The sequence below is a fragment of the Bacillus sp. ATD genome, from assembly GCF_050585765.1.
In the GTDB taxonomy this organism is placed as follows: domain Bacteria; phylum Bacillota; class Bacilli; order Bacillales; family Bacillaceae; genus Bacillus; species Bacillus stercoris.
This window is the reverse complement of sequence record NZ_JBOBQH010000008.1, coordinates 48,544-65,238: the sequence shown is the minus strand read 5'-3', so window position 1 is coordinate 65,238 and position 16,695 is coordinate 48,544. Positions and strand designations below refer to the sequence as shown.

Genomic DNA, 16,695 nt, shown 5'->3' with positions numbered 1-16,695 from the left:
TTGAATTATACTCGGCTGGTGACGGAAAACCAGCGGCTGATCCCTTTTTGAATCACCTCGGCACAATCGGGCGCTGATGCATCTACCGCCCAGGCTACATGTCCATCAGGACGAATCAATATGGTATGCACATCCCGCAACTTTTCATTCGGTTCTGCAAGCGAGGCGTTCACCGTTCGTAAGCCTTTCACTTTGATATGATCATCAGCTTCCTGCATCAACGACAGCAAAACGAATGTCCCGTTTCGGAGAAGGCTGTACAGCCGTTCCGAACTGGCGTCGGAAAGAATCAGCTCCATATCAGGGAGCCTTCCTCCATTCAAACGATGCGGCGGCATGGTGAGATCAGCTTCATATCTGACATCAAGCGCAGAAATTTGCCCCGCTACATATCGATTCACATCAGGGAAGGCCAGCAGCTTCGACATCATCCCTCGCAAATGGAGACCTGCTTGAGTAAAATCGATCAGCCTTGTCTGTGCCTCCGTGTTCCTCAAAAGCCCTTCAGCTGCCGGGTGCCGCTCGTCATGATAGCTGTCCAAAAGCCATGAAGGCGCAGAGCCCTTGATCGCCGCTGCAAGCTTCCACCCAAGGTTCATCGCATCCTGAAGGCCGACATTCAATCCTTGCCCGCCCGCTGGAAAATGAATATGTGCGGCATCACCTGCTAGAAAGATTCTGCCGTTCCGATACCGTTTTGCTTGGCGCGCGGCGTTTCCGAACCGCGACATCCACGAAGGGTCGGTTAAACCGAAGTCAGTCCCGCAAATTCGCAGAAGATCAGCTTTCAGCTCCTCCTCAGTCACCGGCACATCTTTCGGCGTTTGTGTGCGATAAGGGCTGACGACAACTACACGGTATTGGCCTGGTGATAACGGAACAATCATAACACCGCCCTCTTTTGTGCAAAGGGACAGTACTCCTGACGGCGGCGGAGAATGGAGCACCACATCTCCAAGCGCAGCGGTGACAGTACTGTCTGTTCCCGGAAACTCAATTCCAGCCTGTTTCCGGACGGTACTTCCACCGCCATCGGCACCAACGGCAAACTTACTTGTGATCGTCCGTACACTGCCGTCACGATCCTTAAAAATCGTTTGCACCGCTTCCCCATTTTGCGTTACCGCGAGCGCCTCTGCACCCCGAAACACCTCTGCACCCAGACGTCGTGCACGATCTTCAAGCAGCTTTTCTGTTTTGGACTGCGGGAGCAAAAGCGTGTAAGGGCAACTCGTATCCAAGCCTGAAAAATCCAGACGGGTATCCAGCATTGAAAAATGTCCGGAAGGTATCTTGCTTCCCTTGGATACGAACCGCTCTAAAATCCCTCTCATCTCAAGGAGCTCCAGCGTTCGGGGATGCAATGTCAACGCTTTGGAATGTGGAACAGGTTTTTCAAGCCGTTCAATCACACATGTTTTCACCCCGGCCATCGCAAGCTCAGAAGCCAGCATAAATCCGACCGGCCCTCCACCTATAATCACTGCTTCATATTTCATCATCATTCACCACTCCTTTTGTTTCATAAAAAACGAACAAAACCCAATAAAAATGGACCTCCAATCAAAAAGTATACGAATATTGTTACACACGTAACAATATTGATTATAGCTCCTTACAAATTTTTCTTCAACACATTTTTCCAAACGGCATACAAAAAGACGCCTCTTCAATTAGCGTCTTTTTATTCGGCATCAGAAATCACACCGACAATATTTTTTTCTCTTATCGGACCAAAATGCCGACTGTCGAAGCTGTATATGCGATTATCTCCAACGACAAAATATTTTCCTTTCGGCACCTTGCTTGTTCCCGTCACATCTTTCAAAGAAAAATCACCTGTTACATGGCTTCCGGCAGAAACGGATTTCAAATGCTTCAAAAATGGCTCAGCAACCTGCTTTCCGTTCACATACAGCTGATCATCTTGATATTTGATCGTTTCACCGGGCAAGCCGATCACCCGTTTAATCAGCACTTTATGATCAGGGCCTTTAAAAAGAACGATGTCAAAACGATGGATAGTCTTAAATCGATGTGAAAATTTATTGACCAACAATTCGTTCCCTTCCTGAAACGTCGGGTTCATACTGACACCTTCTACCTTGTAATCAATAAAGACGGCATTTTTAACCTGAATGGCGAGAACGACGGACACTACACCGGCAAGAAACAAAAACCGTTTTTTCATGTTACTGTCTCCCTCCATCATGCTCACGCTGACTGGCTCTTACATGCAGATGCCGCTCCACCTTTTTGCCGACATACCATAAGACAGTGATCACCAATACGGCGATGACCGTTCGAATCGGCTGTGTAATCAGCGCGTGCAGATCATATCCGATGAAGCTGATCATAAAAATCATGACAAGCTTCCCTGAGGCTGCCGCCAAAATAAACGGCCGCGATCCGATCCTTGACAAACCGGCAACAACATTCACCGCGGCTGACGGTGTAAATGGAAAACAAAGCAGAAGAAACATGGGGCCGAAGCCGTGTCTTTCCACCCATAACATCAGCTTTCTGACAGACGGATGACTGCGGATAAATCCAAGCAATTTTCTCTGTCCGTATTGACGGACGATCAAAAATACGAGAATGGAACCAGCAGTTGATCCCGCCCAGGACAGGATGAATCCTTCCCATAAGCCAAACGAGTTCGTATTCGCCACCACAAACACGATCAGCGGCAAAAACGGGAGAAACGCTTCAATTAAAGGCAGCAGCACAGCTATGAGCGGACCGAAAGCCCTATAGCTTTGAAATAATTCAGTTAAATGTTCTTGTGTCAAATAGGATAAAAAATGCTCCAACATTTATACTCCTTACCGGGTTTGTCTATCCTTATTCTACACATTATCAGCAGAAAACTAAAAAGTTTTGGTGTTTTTTTCTGTCTTGAAACATTTCACCAGCCGATATAGAATACAAATAGAACAAATGTTCCCTTTAGAAAGAAGGAGTCAACATGCCGAATCTGCAAGAGGAAATATACGATTTAATTGAACGTGCTCTCTTTTTGCCCATGGCCATTACGATTTTTAACCGTGATCTCGCCGCAATTGAAGAAAGCACATTAAAATTGAAGCATCCTTATAAACAGCTTATCAGCGAATCATTAAAAATAGCACAAAAGGATTTGATAGAGGTCAGAAAAGAACTGAGGAAGAGGAAAATTGCGATCCGCGAGATGGAACGCGATGAGGCGTTTACGCTCTATGTATTTGTCATGGACGGTTATGAAGAAAAGCACCGCTATTTTAATCCCCGAATCCGTGAGCAGGTCAGCGAATTATTAACATACTATCTATTTGCCCCGGACAGGACCTGAGCCTTTTGAATCATATTGTCCGTTCCCTCTTCGGGGCGATCCCGATCATAAATTTCAGACAATTCACACTATACAAACAAAATAAATTTATTTATAATTCGAACCACAGCCTTTCACCCCGAAATATGACATGTACTGCCATATCGACGACACCATTTTCAGTACGGCCGGGCTTGTACACCCCCAATCCTAATGAGAAGGAGGATTTTATGAAACTGATTCACGTTCTCGCCGCGTTGCCCTTTATCGGAATCTTACTCGGCATCCCTTTTGCAAATAAAGTGACCCCCTATGTGTTCGGCATGCCGTTTATCCTTGCCTATATTGTGATGTGGGCTCTTTTGACCTCTGCGCTGATGGCAATTGTGTATGTCCTCGACAAGGAAAATAAAAAGGAGGAAGCAGAATGAACGCAGCTCTCATCATCATTTTTGGCGTCCTGCTCTTGAGTATTTTTCTCGGTATACGCGCCCAAAAAGGAAAAGACATGAACCTGGAGCAGTGGACGGTCGGAGGACGCGGCTTCGGAACTGTGTTCGTCTTCCTTTTGATGGCAGGCGAAATTTACACTACTTTTACGTTTCTCGGCGGCAGCGGCTGGGCCTACGGAAAGGGCGGTCCAGCCTTTTATATCATCGCCTACGGATGCCTGGCCTACATCCTATCTTACTGGCTTCTTCCGGCAGTTTGGACGTACGCGAAACAGCATAAACTGATGTCGCAGTCTGATTTTTTCACAAAAAAATACAACAGTCCGCTGCTTGGCATTCTCGTTTCACTGGTCGGCATCGCCGCACTCATTCCCTATCTTGTACTGCAGCTGAAAGGCCTCGGGCTGATTGTATCGGAAACCTCGTACGGCAAAATCACCCCGACCGCCGCCATCTGGATCGGTGCCATTTCCATTACGGTTTATGTTATGGTTTCCGGCATTCACGGGTCAGCTTGGATATCGGTTGTGAAGGACATCATGATTCTGGTTGTCGTTCTGTTTTTAGGTGTGTATTTGCCAATTCATTACTACGGCGGATTTCAAGACATGTTTCAGCAGATTGAAACGGCAAAGCCTGGCTTTCTTACGCTGCCCGAAACAGGACAAAGTACGGCGTGGTTCAGTTCAACCGTACTCTTGACAGCGCTTGGATTTTACATGTGGCCTCACACGTTTTCCGCTTCGTATTCAGCTGAAAATCCAAAAGTCTTTCGCAAAAACGCCATCATCATGCCTTTGTACCAGCTGGTCCTGCTCTTCGTCCTTTTCGTTGGCTTCGCGGCTATCCTGCAAGTTCCAGATCTGAAAGGCGCAGACGGGGATCTATCGCTTTTGAGACTGTCCCTGCAAGCATTTGACCCATGGTTTGTCGGAATTATCGGTGCTGCCGGACTGCTGACAGCACTTGTGCCAGGCTCTATGATCTTAATGTCCGCCTCCACGCTGTTTGCAAAAAATGTGTACAAGGTAATCGCGCCCCGCACGACGGAACAGCAAGTATCGGCGCTTGCTAAGTTTTTAGTGCCGGTGATCGCGCTGATTTCGGTGTATTTTACCTTCAAAGGCGGGAATACCATCGTTACGCTGCTTTTGATGGGCTACAGCCTTGTCACACAGCTATTCCCCGCCCTTTTGTTCAGCCTGTTCAAGCATAATATGGTGACAAAGCAGGGAGCCTTCGCCGGCATTATTGCAGGTGTTGGAGCAGTTACTTATATTACAATGACGGAAACGACGATCGGCACTTTATTTCCGGCGTTGCCGCAAGCCGCAAAAGACTTGAATGTCGGCATCGTCGCCCTGCTTTTGAATATCATGGTCATGACGGCAGTCAGCCTTATGACAAGGAAGGCGAAAAGCGCTGCGGCCGATCAGGCGGCTTAAGCAATAGAAAAAGCAATCTGGACACCAGATTGCTTTTTCTTATTTACCGTTCACAGGCGATAAGATCTTTATCGCGGTCTTTCTTTTTATTGGCATCATAAAGGGCCTTAGAGACGTAAGGCTTGTACTTCGTTTTTCCGCCTTTATTTTTCACCTTCGATGTGCGTGCCACTCCGCCTTTGTATACTTTGTTTAACTCCTTGCAGTTCTTATAGACCTTCACCTTTGTTTTGGCTTCCGCCACATGGTCAGCTCCGTATGAAAAACCGAAAACGAGACCGAGTGACAGCAAAACCGCCGCCGCTTTTTTCATGACAATTCACTCCCCCAACACCCAATATTTAGTTGATTTATAGCTCGAATTTATCATAATTCATATAGTCTTATTTGACAAGATAAATATGGAAGAAGAGTTTGTTTTTCTTGTTTTCTTTTTCCTTCACTATTCAAACTGCCAACACATGTTTTTCTCTACATGCTCAGGGGTACACATACGAATGTACACCAAACAGAAAGGGAGCGTTGATGATGTCTGATTCAAATCTTACGAATCCTATAAAAGCATTTTTCCATGATGAATTTCCTGAACAATATCAAGAGCCGCCAGGCCTGCAAAAGAACATGAAGCCTGTTCCTGATTGCGGAGAAAAAAGCTACAAGGGGTCTGGTAAACTAATCGGCCGGAAAGCGCTTGTCACCGGCGGCGATTCCGGCATCGGCCGCGCTGCCGCGATCGCTTACGCCAGAGAAGGCGCCGATGTGGCCATTAATTACTTGCCCGCAGAGCAGCCTGATGCTGAAGAGGTAAAAGAACTGATCGAAGCAGAAGGTCGAAAAGCAGTGCTGATCCCCGGAGACTTGAGCGACGAATCCTTTTGCCAGGATCTGGTCAAACAGGCGCAGCAGGAGCTCGGAGGACTGGATGTGCTGGCGCTCGTTGCAGGCAAACAGCAAGCAATCGAAAACATCGAAGATCTGCCTACTGAACAAATCTATAAAACATTTGAAGTGAACGTCTTCTCCCTTTACTGGGTAGTAAAAGCGGCGCTTCCGTATTTGCCGGAGGGAGCTTCAATTATCACAACTACCTCAGTTGAAGGCTATAATCCAAGCCCGATGCTGTTAGATTACGCAGCAACGAAAAACGCCATTATCGGCTTTACCGTCGGACTGGGAAAACAGCTGGCTTCCAAAGGAATCAGAGTGAATTCAGTTGCGCCCGGACCCATTTGGACACCGCTGCAAATTTCCGGCGGACAGCCGACGGAAAACATCCCGAAATTCGGACAAGGCACGCCTCCAGCTCCATTAAACCGCGCTGGACAGCCAGCGGAATTGGCGGATGTTTATGTATTTTTAGCTTCAGAGAATTCAAGCTATGTAACATCTCAGGTATATGGCATCACCGGGGGAATTCCGACGGCATAGCTTTATGAAAGGAGCTGCCCTGTGGGTCAGCTCCTTTCTATTTTCTAATACCGCTCCCCCAGCTCACGCAAAATAAAATCATAAATCATCTTCGTCCGCTCTTCCTTCGGGTACAGCATAAATTCCTGCCTTTTCGGCACGCGGTGGTCGATTCTGTCCTGGAATTTGGTTCTGAGCCACGCTGTTCGGTATACCTGGTTCTCGAACGAATTATAGGAAATCGGCAGCTCCATCGTTTTCCCATTCGAAAACGTCACTTCCGTATCGTCGAATTCAGTCGCTTTGAATTCTTTTACATGCACATGGGAAATCCAGCCGCATTGAGGTCTTGTCGAAGAAAGTGTAGGGAATAAAAAGATTTGGTTCGAAGGGTCCACCATGATTGGCGGCTTGTGTGAAATTTTTGTCACTTCATAAGTTCCTGCTTTTCTTCCCGCATAGCTTGATCCGAAAAATCGGCAGCTCCTGTCGACAATTTGCAGCGGCTTCATGCTGACATAAAACACACAATCTTTTTCAATAATTTTGGAACAGATTTTGCCGTCTATTTCTTCTGGCAGCACGGCAATTGTTGCGCCGTTCACTTCATACGATTCTAAAGGTGCGTCTGTTTTCTGACTCATATTTTGGCCTCCATCCTTTTTCTGCAAAATTTATACTAATAATCTATCATCTGTTTTTATAAAACGACAGGTTTTTTTAACAATTAAGATAAAATCATCTTTTAATGATATTTAATGGTACTAAATGACTAGTAATAAACCGATTTTACTTTGATTAGACTTGCCGGTTTACGGCATTTTGCAGGATATGTCGATAGATTGCCAAGTATTAGTTGTCTAAAAATTATAAAAATTTATTGATTTTTTCGACCGTTATCCATATACTATAAAAAAGGCATTGGGGGGATTCTTTATGAAAGAGAAAAAATCGTACACTGAGCTCATGAAGTCCCGCAACACGCAAAAAACAAAAGAACTTGATGTCACAATGACGGATGTCTATATTCAAATGGTGCTCGATGAATCCTTGTATAAGCGTCGGCTGGCCATGCTGACGGACCAAATCAACAAAGCCTTGGACGAAAAAGATAAAGATGCGTTTCTGACGCTCTCTAAAGAATATGCAACGCTCAAGCAGAGCGAATAAGCCAATCCTTAAGGATTGGCTTTTTATTATCCATTCACAATGGTTCCGCCATTGACGTGAATCGTCTGTCCTGTGACATATGTGGAATCGTCGCTGGCTAGGTATAAATAGCTTGGCGCCACTTCGACCGGCTGTCCCGGACGCTCCATCGGCACGTCTGAACCAAACACTTCCACGTCTTTTGCGGCAAAGCTGGCCGGGATAAGCGGTGTCCAAATGGGACCCGGTGCCACCGCATTGACCCGTATGCCCTGCTGAACAAGCGACTGGGAAAGGGATCTTGTAAACGTGACGATCGCTCCTTTTGTCGCTGAATAATCGATCAGCGTTTTATTGCCTTTATAGGCGGTAATTGAAGCGGTATTAATGATAGAGCTCCCTTTTTTTAAATGAGGCAGCACTGCCTTTGTTAAGTAAAACATGGAAAAAATGTTTGTTTGGAAGGTTCTGAGCAGCTGGTGGCTGGTGATTTTTTCAATGCTGGGCTGGACATGCTGCTCAGCTGCATTGTTAACCAATATATCAATGGATGGAAACGCTTGGCTTGCCCTTCCGACTACATCATTGCAAAACGCTTCATCCCCGACATCTCCTGCAATCAGCAGGCATTTTACCCCTTCCTTTTCTACATACTGCTTTGTTTCCTCGGCGTCCTGATGTTCATTCAAATACACAATGACCACATTAGCCCCTTCTTTTGCGAATAACACCGATACAGCGCGTCCAATTCCGCTGTCTCCTCCAGTAATAATAGCGGTTTTGCCCTCTAATTTTTTCGCTTTCTTCGGCTTATCAAAAACCGGACGCGGGTCCATGAGATATTCAAAACCAGGCTGCTGGTTCTGGTGCTGAGGCGGTAATGTTTTCTTTTTTTGATTCGCCAATGAAATCACTCCTTTTCAACCTTATTATGTTATGAACAATGCCTGCTTCCTATGTATGAAAAGATAGAATATGGAAAAATTAAGAATAAATCTGATTGGAGGTATAACGGCTTGGCTAATCAACATTTTGCAAAGGAAGCACCTGAAACATACTGGAAAACATCAACTGACCTGCCTTCTTTTCCTGCGCTTCAAGAGGACACTGAATGTGACGTCACCATTATCGGAGGCGGGATTACAGGAATTACAACGGCATATGAACTTACGAAGAGAGGCTTCCGTGTTGTCTTGATTGAAGCAAATCAGGTTCTCAACGGAACCACTGCCCACACAACGGCTAAAGTTACCGCACAGCATGACATGATATACGACGAATTTATCCGCAATTTCGGATTAAACCATGCGAGGCTTTATTATGAAGCAAACCAAAATGCAATTGATTACATAAAAGGGATTGTGGATGAACATCAAATTGACTGTGAATGGATTGAGCAAGACGCATATCTTTACACAGCAAATGAAAACGCTGTTCAAAAAATCCGCACTGAGCATGAGGCATACACAAAACTCGGAATTGAAAGAGACCTTATCAAGGATCTTCCGATTCCCGTAGGTTCTAAGCTGGCGCTTGTCATGAAGAATCAAGCTCAATTTCATCCGCTGCAATACTTAAAAGCGCTTCTGGAGCAAATTGTTCAAAAAGGCGGCCGAATTTATGAAGAGACCGTTGCGCTTGATATCAAAAAAGGCGAAAGGCCCGAAGTGATAACAAAAAGCCGGCACGCCATTAAGGGCCGCTTTGTCATATGCTGTTCCCACTTCCCTTTTTATGACGGAGGCGGATTATATGCTGCGAGAATGTACTCTGACAGATCTTATGTCCTCGCCATCAAGCCGAAGATCGAGTATCCCGAGGGCATGTATTTGAGTATCGATCAGCCGTCAGTGGCCCTTCGCTATACGGTTGCAAACGGTGAAAAGCTGATTCTCTTCAGCGGAGTAAGCCATAAAACAGGACAGGGAAAAGACATGTCTACACATTATGAAACACTGAGACAATTAGCCGAAAGCACCATCGGCATCGAAAGCATCCCATATTATTGGTCCACCCAAGATCTTGTGACGATCGACAAAATCCCGTTTATTGGGCCGATGTCGGAAAATGAGGACAATATTCTAGTAGCGACCGGGTTCAAAAAATGGGGCATGACGTCATCGGGGGTCGCAGCCACTTTATTATCGGACCTTGTAGAGAAAAAAGATAATCCTTACGAAAGCATTTTCACCCCGTCCCGGTTCCATCTGAATCCCGGTTTGCAGAAAGTGATTTCCTACAATGCCGATGTCGCCAAGCATTTGATTAAAGGAAAGCTTGAAAAGCCTGATGTCCAATTTGAAGACATTGCGACAGGAGAAGGGAAAGCTGTCACCATAAACGGCAGGCGGGCGGGCGCATTTCGGGATGAGACAGGCTGCCTCCATCTCGTTGATACAACCTGTACCCATTTAGGCTGCGAGGTCGAGTGGAACGACAGCGAGCATACGTGGGATTGTCCGTGCCACGGATCACGCTTTAAGCCTTCTGGCGAAGTTGTAGAGGGTCCGGCCATTAAACCATTAAAGCAAATAGATCTCGATTAAACCGTTCATTTTAATGAACGGTTTTTCAAATATTTTTCATCTGCAGCTTCATTCATGTTTCCCTTGGCCGATAAAAAAGTAAAAGGCTTAAAAAGCCAAAAAGTAAAAATTATATTTTTCCCAAGGGGGATCATTGTATTGTTATTTAAAAAAGAGAGAAAACAAGAAACTGCTTACTTTTCTGATTCAAATGGACAGCAAAAAAACCGCATCCAGCTCACAAACAAACATGAAGATGTCAAAAAACAGCTCAAAATGGTCAGGCTGGGAGATGCTGAGCTTTACGTGTTGGAGCAGCTTCAGCCATTAATTCAAGAAAATATCGTATTCATCGTCGATGCGTTTTATAAAAACCTTGACCATGAAAGCTCATTGATGGATATCATTAATGATCACAGCTCAGTTGACCGTTTAAAACAAACGTTAAAACGGCATATTCAGGAAATGTTTGCAGGCGTTATCGATGATGAATTCATTGAAAAGCGAAACCGAATCGCCTCTATCCATTTAAAAATCGGCCTTCTGCCAAAATGGTATATGGGCGCGTTTCAAGAACTACTTTTGTCAATGATTGACATTTACGAAGCTTCCATTACAAATCAGCAAGAACTGCTGAAAGCCATTAAAGCGACAACAAAAATCTTGAACTTAGAACAGCAGCTTGTCCTTGAAGCATTTCAAAGCGAGTACAGCCAGACCCGTGATGAACAAGAAGAAAAGAAAAACCTTCTGCATCAGAAAATTCAAGAAACCTCTGGATCGATTGCCAATCTGTTTTCAGAAACAAGCAGATCCGTTCAAGAGCTTGTGGACAAATCTGAAGGCATTTCTCAAGCATCCAAAGCCGGCACGGTGACATCCAGCACTGTTGAAGAAAAGTCGATCGGCGGGAAAAAAGAGCTAGAAGTCCAGCAAAAACAGATGAACAAAATTGACACAAGCCTTGTCCAAATCGAAAAAGAAATGGTCAAGCTGGATGAAATCGCGCAGCAAATTGAAAAAATCTTCGGCATCGTCACAGGCATAGCTGAACAAACAAACCTTCTCTCGCTCAATGCCTCCATTGAATCCGCCCGCGCCGGAGAACACGGCAAAGGCTTTGCTGTCGTGGCAAATGAAGTGCGGAAGCTTTCTGAGGACACGAAAAAAACCGTCTCTACTGTGTCTGAGCTTGTGAATAATACGAATACACAAATCAACATTGTATCGAAGCATATCAAAGACGTGAATGAGCTAGTCAGCGAAAGTAAAGAAAAAATGACTCAAATTAACCGCTTATTCGATGAAATCGTCCACAGCATGAAAATCAGCAAAGAGCAATCAGGCAAAATCGACGTCGATCTGCAGGCCTTTCTTGGAGGGCTTCAGGAAGTCAGCCGCGCCGTTTCCCATGTGGCCGCTTCCGTTGATTCGCTTGTCATTCTGACAGAAGAATAATCATCAAAAACCGGCCTGCCATACGGCCGGTTTTTCTGCGTTCATAATGTAAACTTAATTTAAAAATAAGTTGACATAATAATAGCCTGCATTTATTGTATAACCATATTTGATTACTGTTTGGAGGATTCACAATGCTGAAATTAATCGACATGATGCACATTGCTATTTTCACCGCACTGATGGCGGTGCTCGGCTTTATCCCCCCTCTCTTCTTATCCTTTACACCCGTTCCGATTACATTGCAAACGCTTGGTGTCATGCTGGCAGGCAGCATCCTCAAGCCAAAGTCTGCTTTCTTAAGCCAGCTTGTCTTTTTGCTCCTCGTCGCCTTCGGAGCGCCGCTGTTGCCTGGCGGACGAGGCGGTTTTGGTGTGTTTTTCGGACCGAGCGCAGGTTTTTTGATCGCTTATCCCCTCGCTTCATGGCTGATCAGTTTAGCCGCTAACAGACTGCGAAAGGTGACAGCAGTGCGTCTCTTTTTCACTCATATCGCATTCGGCATCATCTTTATTTATCTGCTTGGTATACCGGTACAAGCTTTTATGATGCATATTGATTTGTCACAGGCCGCCTTCATGAGTCTTGCATATGTGCCCGGTGATTTGATAAAAGCGGCTGTATCTGCATTCCTGGCAATAAAAATCACTCAAGCCTTGTCTCTTTCTGATACGATGTTTACAAAAGGAGGATGACACTGCATGACAATTACTCATACCTATTCATCTACTGCCGAAACATCGCCCGGCCGTGTAGCGATCCTAACTGAATCGGAACAAATCACGTACCAAGATTGGGATCGGCTTGTCGCCCAAACCGCAAATTGGCTGCGGTCACAGCCAAGCATGCCGAATCGTGTGGCATTTTTGCTCCCAAATAGTCTGGCGTTTTTACAGCTGTTTGCCGGAGCCGCAGCGGCTGGATGCACGGCCATTCCCCTCGACACACGCTGGAGCCCGGCTGAATGTATGGAGAGGCTGTCCATAAGCGATGCGGATCTAGTGGTTACTTCAGCCTTTTACAAAAACAAACTGATACATAGCAAGACACCCGTTATTTTGCTGGATAACTGTATGGCAAATATTGAAGAGGAATCCGCTGCTCCCTTACCTATCATTGACCCGGAGCACCCCTTTTACATGGGATTCACGTCAGGCTCGACAGGAAAACCAAAGGCCTTTATGCGGTCTCACCGCTCATGGATAGAGAGCTTTACCTGTACAGAAACAGATTTTTCGATCTCATCAGATGACACGGTATTGATTCCCGGAACGTTAATATCCTCTCACTTTTTATATGGGGCAGTCAGCACTTTATATCTCGGGGGAACGGTTTGTTTGCTGAATAAGTTTTCTCCTGCCCAGACAAAGGAATGGCTGAACCGTGAAGCCGTCAGTGTTCTTTATACCGTACCGACAATGACAGACGCACTCACCCGGATTGAGGGCTTTCCCGACAGCCCTCTCAAAATCATTTCATCTGGTGCAGACTGGCCGGCAGAATCCAAGAAGAAGCTTGCCGCTATATGGCCCCAACTCAGGCTGTACGATTTTTACGGCACTTCAGAGCTTAGTTTTGTGACGTTTTCTTCACCGGAAGACAGCAAACGGAAGCCGCATTCAGCCGGCCGCCCTTTTCATAATGTCCAGATCGAAATCCGCGGCGCCAAAGGAGAACGCTGCCAGCCAGGAGAAATCGGAAAAATATTTGTCAAAAGCCCGATGCGGTTTTCCGGCTATGTGAACGGCAGCACACCAGATGAATGGATGACAGTGGATGATATGGGCTACGTTGATGAGGAAGGCTTTCTATACATATCAGGAAGAGAAAACGGGATGATCGTGTACGGAGGATTAAATATTTTCCCAGAAGAAGTTGAACGTGTGCTACTCTCCTGCCCAGAGGTTGAAAACGCGGCTGTCGTTGGAATGCCGGACGAGTATTGGGGAGAAATCGCTGTAGCTGTCATTCGTGGAAGCGCTAATGCCAGAAAGCTGAAAGCCTGGTGTAAACAGAAATTAGCCTCCTATAAAATCCCGAAAAAATGGGTGTTTGCAGACAGCTTGCCGGAAACGAGCAGCGGAAAAATTGCCCGTTCCAGAGTGAAGAAATGGCTGGAAGAGGGTGTACAGTATAAATGAATGCGGTTATTGTTGATGCAAAACGAACGATCTTCGGAAAACAAAATGGACTGCTGAAGCCTTTCCTGCCGGAGAATTTGGCGGCTCCCATCATCCGTTGTCTCAGCCGAAAGCTAGAGGATCAAATTGATGAGGTCATTCTAGGAAACGCTACCGGCAGAGGCGGCAACCTCGCCAGACTGTCAGCCCTTCAAGCCGGACTGCCTTTATCGGTTCCCGGGATGACAATTGACAGACAGTGCGGTTCAGGCCTTGAAGCCGTACGCTATGCCTGCAGCCTCATTCAAGCGGGAGCCGGCACGATGTATATTGCGGGCGGCTCAGAAAGCAGCAGCCAATCCCCTTTTTCAGAACGGGCCCGCTTTTCTCCAGATGCGATCGGCGATCCCGACATGGGCATTGCCGCAGAATATACGGCTGCACGCTATTCCATCAGTAGAAGCATGCAGGATGAGTACGCGCTTCTCAGCCATCAACGCAGCAGGAACGCGCATAATGAAGGATTTTACCGTGAAGAAATTGTTGCTCTCGGGGAATTGGAGACGGACGAAGCATTTTTGAAAACGCGGCCGATAAAAGCGATTATTCCCCGTGCAAAGCCGGTTTTCGACACCAGCTCCGGAACAGTCACAGCAGCCAACAGCAGTGGCATAGCAGACGGAGCAGCCGCTCTTTTAGTAATGGAAGAAGAAAAAGCGGCTGCCCTCGGACTTAAGCCTGTGCTTCGGTTTATCGGCAGCGCTGTCAGCGGTATTCACCCCAACTATCCGCCCGCGGCACCGGTTGATGCGATCAGTCAGCTCTTACATACACACGATGTAACACCTGATGATATCGATTTATTTGAAATCAATGAAGCCTTTGCCGTCAAAATTTGTGTCTGCTCGCAAGAACTCGGCATTCCCTTTTCAAAAATCAATGTGCGCGGCGGCGCATTAGCTCTTGGCCATCCATACGGTGCATCAGGTGCAGCTCTGGTAACCAGATTGTTTTATGAAGCGAAAAGACGGACAGACTGTCAATATGCGGTTGCAGCCATCGGAAGCGGCGGCGGAATCGGACTGGCTTTATTATTTGAAGTGCTTGCATAGGCTTTTTCATAGGATGCACGCTTTCGATTTAGTATAATAGCAATATGAATAAAGTCAGGAAGGGGATTTTATGACAGCCGTTTGTTTAGTAAGACATGGAGAAACCGATTGGAACCTGCAGCAAAAATGCCAAGGCAAAACCGATATCCCGCTAAACGCAACAGGTGAACGCCAAGCAAGAGAAACCGGAGAATATGTAAAGGACTTTTCTTGGGATATTATTGTGACGAGCCCGCTGAAAAGAGCGAAAAGAACCGCGGAAATTATTAATGAATATCTGCATCTTCCGATTGTCGAGATGGATGATTTTAAGGAACGCGATTACGGCGACGCGGAGGGCATGCCGCTGGAGGAACGGACAAAGCGCTATCCGGATAACATCTATCCGAATATGGAAACCTTAGAAGAACTCACTGACAGACTGATGGGCGGGTTGGCAAAAGTGAACCAAGCGTATCCAGACAAGAAGGTGCTGATCGTGGCGCACGGTGCGGCAATTCACGCCCTGCTGACGGAGATATCCGGCGGTGACCCTGAGCTTAAAAGCACTCGCCTCGTAAACGCCTGCCTCAGCAACATTGAATTTGCAGAAGAAAAATGGCGGATTAAAGACTATAATATCAACAGCCACTTATCCGGCTTTATCAAATAAGAAAAAGACAGGCATCAGCCTGTCTTTTCTTTTATTTCTTATCAGCCGGCATCTCTTTCTGAAGCTCGTCCAAAATGGCATTCGCCCCGTCTACACTGCGGCGCAGAGACCACACTGCACGGTCCACGTGGTATACATGCCCGTTTTTCACTGCCTTCAGCTTTTTCCAGAGGACATTCTTTTCGATCGGGCGTTTCCCGTCGGCGTCGAGGTCATCTGTTTTTCCTGTCATCAGGATGATCACATCCGGATCTGTTTTCAGCAGCTGCTCCAGTGTCATTTTCATATTCACGGAGTCGCCGCCATTGCTTGAATCGCTATTGCCTGACGTACTAATTGCATATCGATAGCCGACCTGTGTTAAAAGTCTTGATGTAAAGAAGTTTTCATCCCTGGCCATAATCGTATCATTTGTATTTCCGATCAAAAGCACGGACTGGCTGTTCGCGTTGATTTTCTGCTTTGTCTCGCTAAGCTTTTCTTCATGTGCCGTCAGATTTTTCTCCATTTCCTTCTCCTTGCCGACTGCTTTTGCAATCGTAAGGGAAGCGTCAATTGTATCCTGATAATCGGCATTTAAATTATTAAGCGCAATCGTCGGCGCGATTTTTTTCAGCTGATCGTACACCTTCTTATGCCGGGTCGTGTCAGCAATAATTAAATCGGGATTTAATGAAGCGATTTTTTCCATGCTTGGCTGTGAGCGAGTGCCGACAGATGTGTAACCGTCAATTTTCTTCAGCACATCCTTGTTGATCAGCTGCTTCGCTTTGTTGTCATCGGCAACCCCGACAGGCGTAATGCCGAGATCAAGCAGTGTGTCGATAAAACCAAGCTCAAGAACAACAACCCGCTTCGGATGCTCAGGCACATTCGCCTTTCCTAAATCATGTGTTATCGCCACTTTATGTTCTTTGCTGTTTTGATTGCCGCTTGAAGACGAGCAAGCAGCCGTTAAGACAGAAAGAAGTAAAACTGTAAGAATAATCAGTGTTTTTTTCATAGGTTCCAGTCTCTCCTGTTAGCAGTTTCTATGATTAAGATGTCCAAGAGTAGTATAACACG

General features: G+C 46.1%; 18 protein-coding genes and 1 pseudogene. 12 read left to right on the top strand and 7 right to left on the bottom strand.

The annotated features are described in order from the left end of the window. Positions 1–5: 5 nt before the first annotated feature. From ACQXR1_RS16840 to ACQXR1_RS16830, 3 genes are all read right to left on the bottom strand, one after another. The gene (locus ACQXR1_RS16840; RefSeq protein WP_430772532.1) at positions 6–1,505 is read right to left on the bottom strand and encodes a monooxygenase; all 1,500 of its coding nucleotides are present in this window, start codon (positions 1,503–1,505) and stop codon (positions 6–8) included. Between the two features lie 179 nt (positions 1,506–1,684). After that, positions 1,685–2,191, bottom strand: a complete 507-nt coding sequence (lepB, locus tag ACQXR1_RS16835; protein WP_014663449.1) for a signal peptidase I — start codon at positions 2,189–2,191, stop codon at positions 1,685–1,687. Between the two features lies 1 nt (position 2,192). Then, complete coding sequence (locus ACQXR1_RS16830; protein WP_243572003.1) at positions 2,193–2,816, bottom strand: TVP38/TMEM64 family protein; 624 nt, start codon at positions 2,814–2,816, stop codon at positions 2,193–2,195. Positions 2,817–2,968: 152 nt separating this feature from the next. Here ACQXR1_RS16830 and ACQXR1_RS16825 point away from each other — a divergent pair, with 152 nt between their 5' ends. From ACQXR1_RS16825 to ACQXR1_RS16815, 3 genes are all read left to right on the top strand, one after another. Next, the gene (locus ACQXR1_RS16825) at positions 2,969–3,331 is read left to right on the top strand and encodes a hypothetical protein (RefSeq protein WP_069839063.1); all 363 of its coding nucleotides are present in this window, start codon (positions 2,969–2,971) and stop codon (positions 3,329–3,331) included. A gap of 209 nt (positions 3,332–3,540) precedes the next feature. Beyond that, on the top strand, positions 3,541–3,741 hold the full coding sequence (locus ACQXR1_RS16820) for a DUF3311 domain-containing protein (RefSeq protein WP_003224377.1): 201 nt from the start codon (positions 3,541–3,543) through the stop codon (positions 3,739–3,741). Further along, positions 3,738–5,207 carry a sodium:solute symporter family protein gene (locus tag ACQXR1_RS16815; protein WP_416722792.1) on the top strand — a complete coding sequence of 490 codons (1,470 nt, stop codon included), beginning with the start codon at positions 3,738–3,740 and terminating at the stop codon, positions 5,205–5,207. Before ACQXR1_RS16820 ends, ACQXR1_RS16815 begins: the two co-directional genes overlap by 4 nt. 43 nt (positions 5,208–5,250) lie before the next feature. Here ACQXR1_RS16815 and ACQXR1_RS16810 read toward each other — a convergent pair whose 3' ends face one another. Continuing rightward, positions 5,251–5,520: an excalibur calcium-binding domain-containing protein gene (locus tag ACQXR1_RS16810; RefSeq protein ID WP_024571730.1), complete on the bottom strand. Its 270-nt coding sequence runs from the start codon at positions 5,518–5,520 to the stop codon at positions 5,251–5,253. Positions 5,521–5,735: 215 nt separating this feature from the next. Between ACQXR1_RS16810 and ACQXR1_RS16805 the strand changes: the two genes are divergently transcribed. Beyond that, the gene (locus ACQXR1_RS16805; RefSeq protein ID WP_430772531.1) at positions 5,736–6,635 is read left to right on the top strand and encodes an SDR family oxidoreductase; all 900 of its coding nucleotides are present in this window, start codon (positions 5,736–5,738) and stop codon (positions 6,633–6,635) included. 44 nt (positions 6,636–6,679) lie between these two features. Here ACQXR1_RS16805 and comK read toward each other — a convergent pair whose 3' ends face one another. Next, positions 6,680–7,258: a competence transcription factor ComK gene (gene comK / locus ACQXR1_RS16800; protein WP_014663442.1), complete on the bottom strand. Its 579-nt coding sequence runs from the start codon at positions 7,256–7,258 to the stop codon at positions 6,680–6,682. A gap of 292 nt (positions 7,259–7,550) precedes the next feature. On the opposite strand from comK, the gene ACQXR1_RS16795 reads away from it, so the two are divergent. Beyond that, the gene (locus tag ACQXR1_RS16795; protein WP_014663441.1) at positions 7,551–7,784 is read left to right on the top strand and encodes an IDEAL domain-containing protein; all 234 of its coding nucleotides are present in this window, start codon (positions 7,551–7,553) and stop codon (positions 7,782–7,784) included. Between the two features lie 26 nt (positions 7,785–7,810). Here ACQXR1_RS16795 and ACQXR1_RS16790 read toward each other — a convergent pair whose 3' ends face one another. Next, the gene (locus ACQXR1_RS16790; protein ID WP_014663440.1) at positions 7,811–8,668 is read right to left on the bottom strand and encodes an SDR family oxidoreductase; all 858 of its coding nucleotides are present in this window, start codon (positions 8,666–8,668) and stop codon (positions 7,811–7,813) included. A 111-nt stretch (positions 8,669–8,779) separates the two neighbouring features. Between ACQXR1_RS16790 and ACQXR1_RS16785 the strand changes: the two genes are divergently transcribed. The 7 genes and pseudogenes from ACQXR1_RS16785 (at position 8,780) to phoE (ending at position 15,630) form a co-directional block, all read left to right on the top strand. Beyond that, positions 8,780–10,309, top strand: coding sequence for an FAD-dependent oxidoreductase (locus ACQXR1_RS16785; RefSeq protein WP_430772530.1), 1,530 nt, complete (start codon positions 8,780–8,782; stop codon positions 10,307–10,309). A gap of 54 nt (positions 10,310–10,363) precedes the next feature. Next, a pseudogene (locus ACQXR1_RS16780) lies at positions 10,364–10,990 on the top strand (protoglobin domain-containing protein); the annotation flags it as partial. Between the two features lie 240 nt (positions 10,991–11,230). Continuing rightward, positions 11,231–11,746: a methyl-accepting chemotaxis protein gene (locus tag ACQXR1_RS16775; protein WP_326255844.1), complete on the top strand. Its 516-nt coding sequence runs from the start codon at positions 11,231–11,233 to the stop codon at positions 11,744–11,746. Between the two features lie 134 nt (positions 11,747–11,880). Then, positions 11,881–12,441, top strand: a complete 561-nt coding sequence (locus ACQXR1_RS16770) for a biotin transporter BioY (RefSeq protein ID WP_052438173.1) — start codon at positions 11,881–11,883, stop codon at positions 12,439–12,441. Positions 12,442–12,447: 6 nt separating this feature from the next. Beyond that, on the top strand, positions 12,448–13,887 hold the full coding sequence (locus tag ACQXR1_RS16765; RefSeq protein ID WP_430772529.1) for an acyl-CoA synthetase: 1,440 nt from the start codon (positions 12,448–12,450) through the stop codon (positions 13,885–13,887). After that, positions 13,884–14,978 (top strand): acetyl-CoA C-acyltransferase, encoded by a 1,095-nt coding sequence (locus ACQXR1_RS16760; RefSeq protein WP_430772528.1) that lies wholly within the window; start codon positions 13,884–13,886, stop codon positions 14,976–14,978. Before ACQXR1_RS16765 ends, ACQXR1_RS16760 begins: the two co-directional genes overlap by 4 nt. A gap of 70 nt (positions 14,979–15,048) precedes the next feature. After that, positions 15,049–15,630, top strand: a complete 582-nt coding sequence (gene phoE / locus ACQXR1_RS16755) for a phosphatase PhoE (RefSeq protein ID WP_040083533.1) — start codon at positions 15,049–15,051, stop codon at positions 15,628–15,630. A gap of 31 nt (positions 15,631–15,661) precedes the next feature. Here the strand turns inward: phoE and ACQXR1_RS16750 are convergent, their stop codons facing one another. Further along, the gene (locus ACQXR1_RS16750) at positions 15,662–16,633 is read right to left on the bottom strand and encodes an ABC transporter substrate-binding protein (protein ID WP_430772527.1); all 972 of its coding nucleotides are present in this window, start codon (positions 16,631–16,633) and stop codon (positions 15,662–15,664) included. Positions 16,634–16,695: the final 62 nt, after the last annotated feature.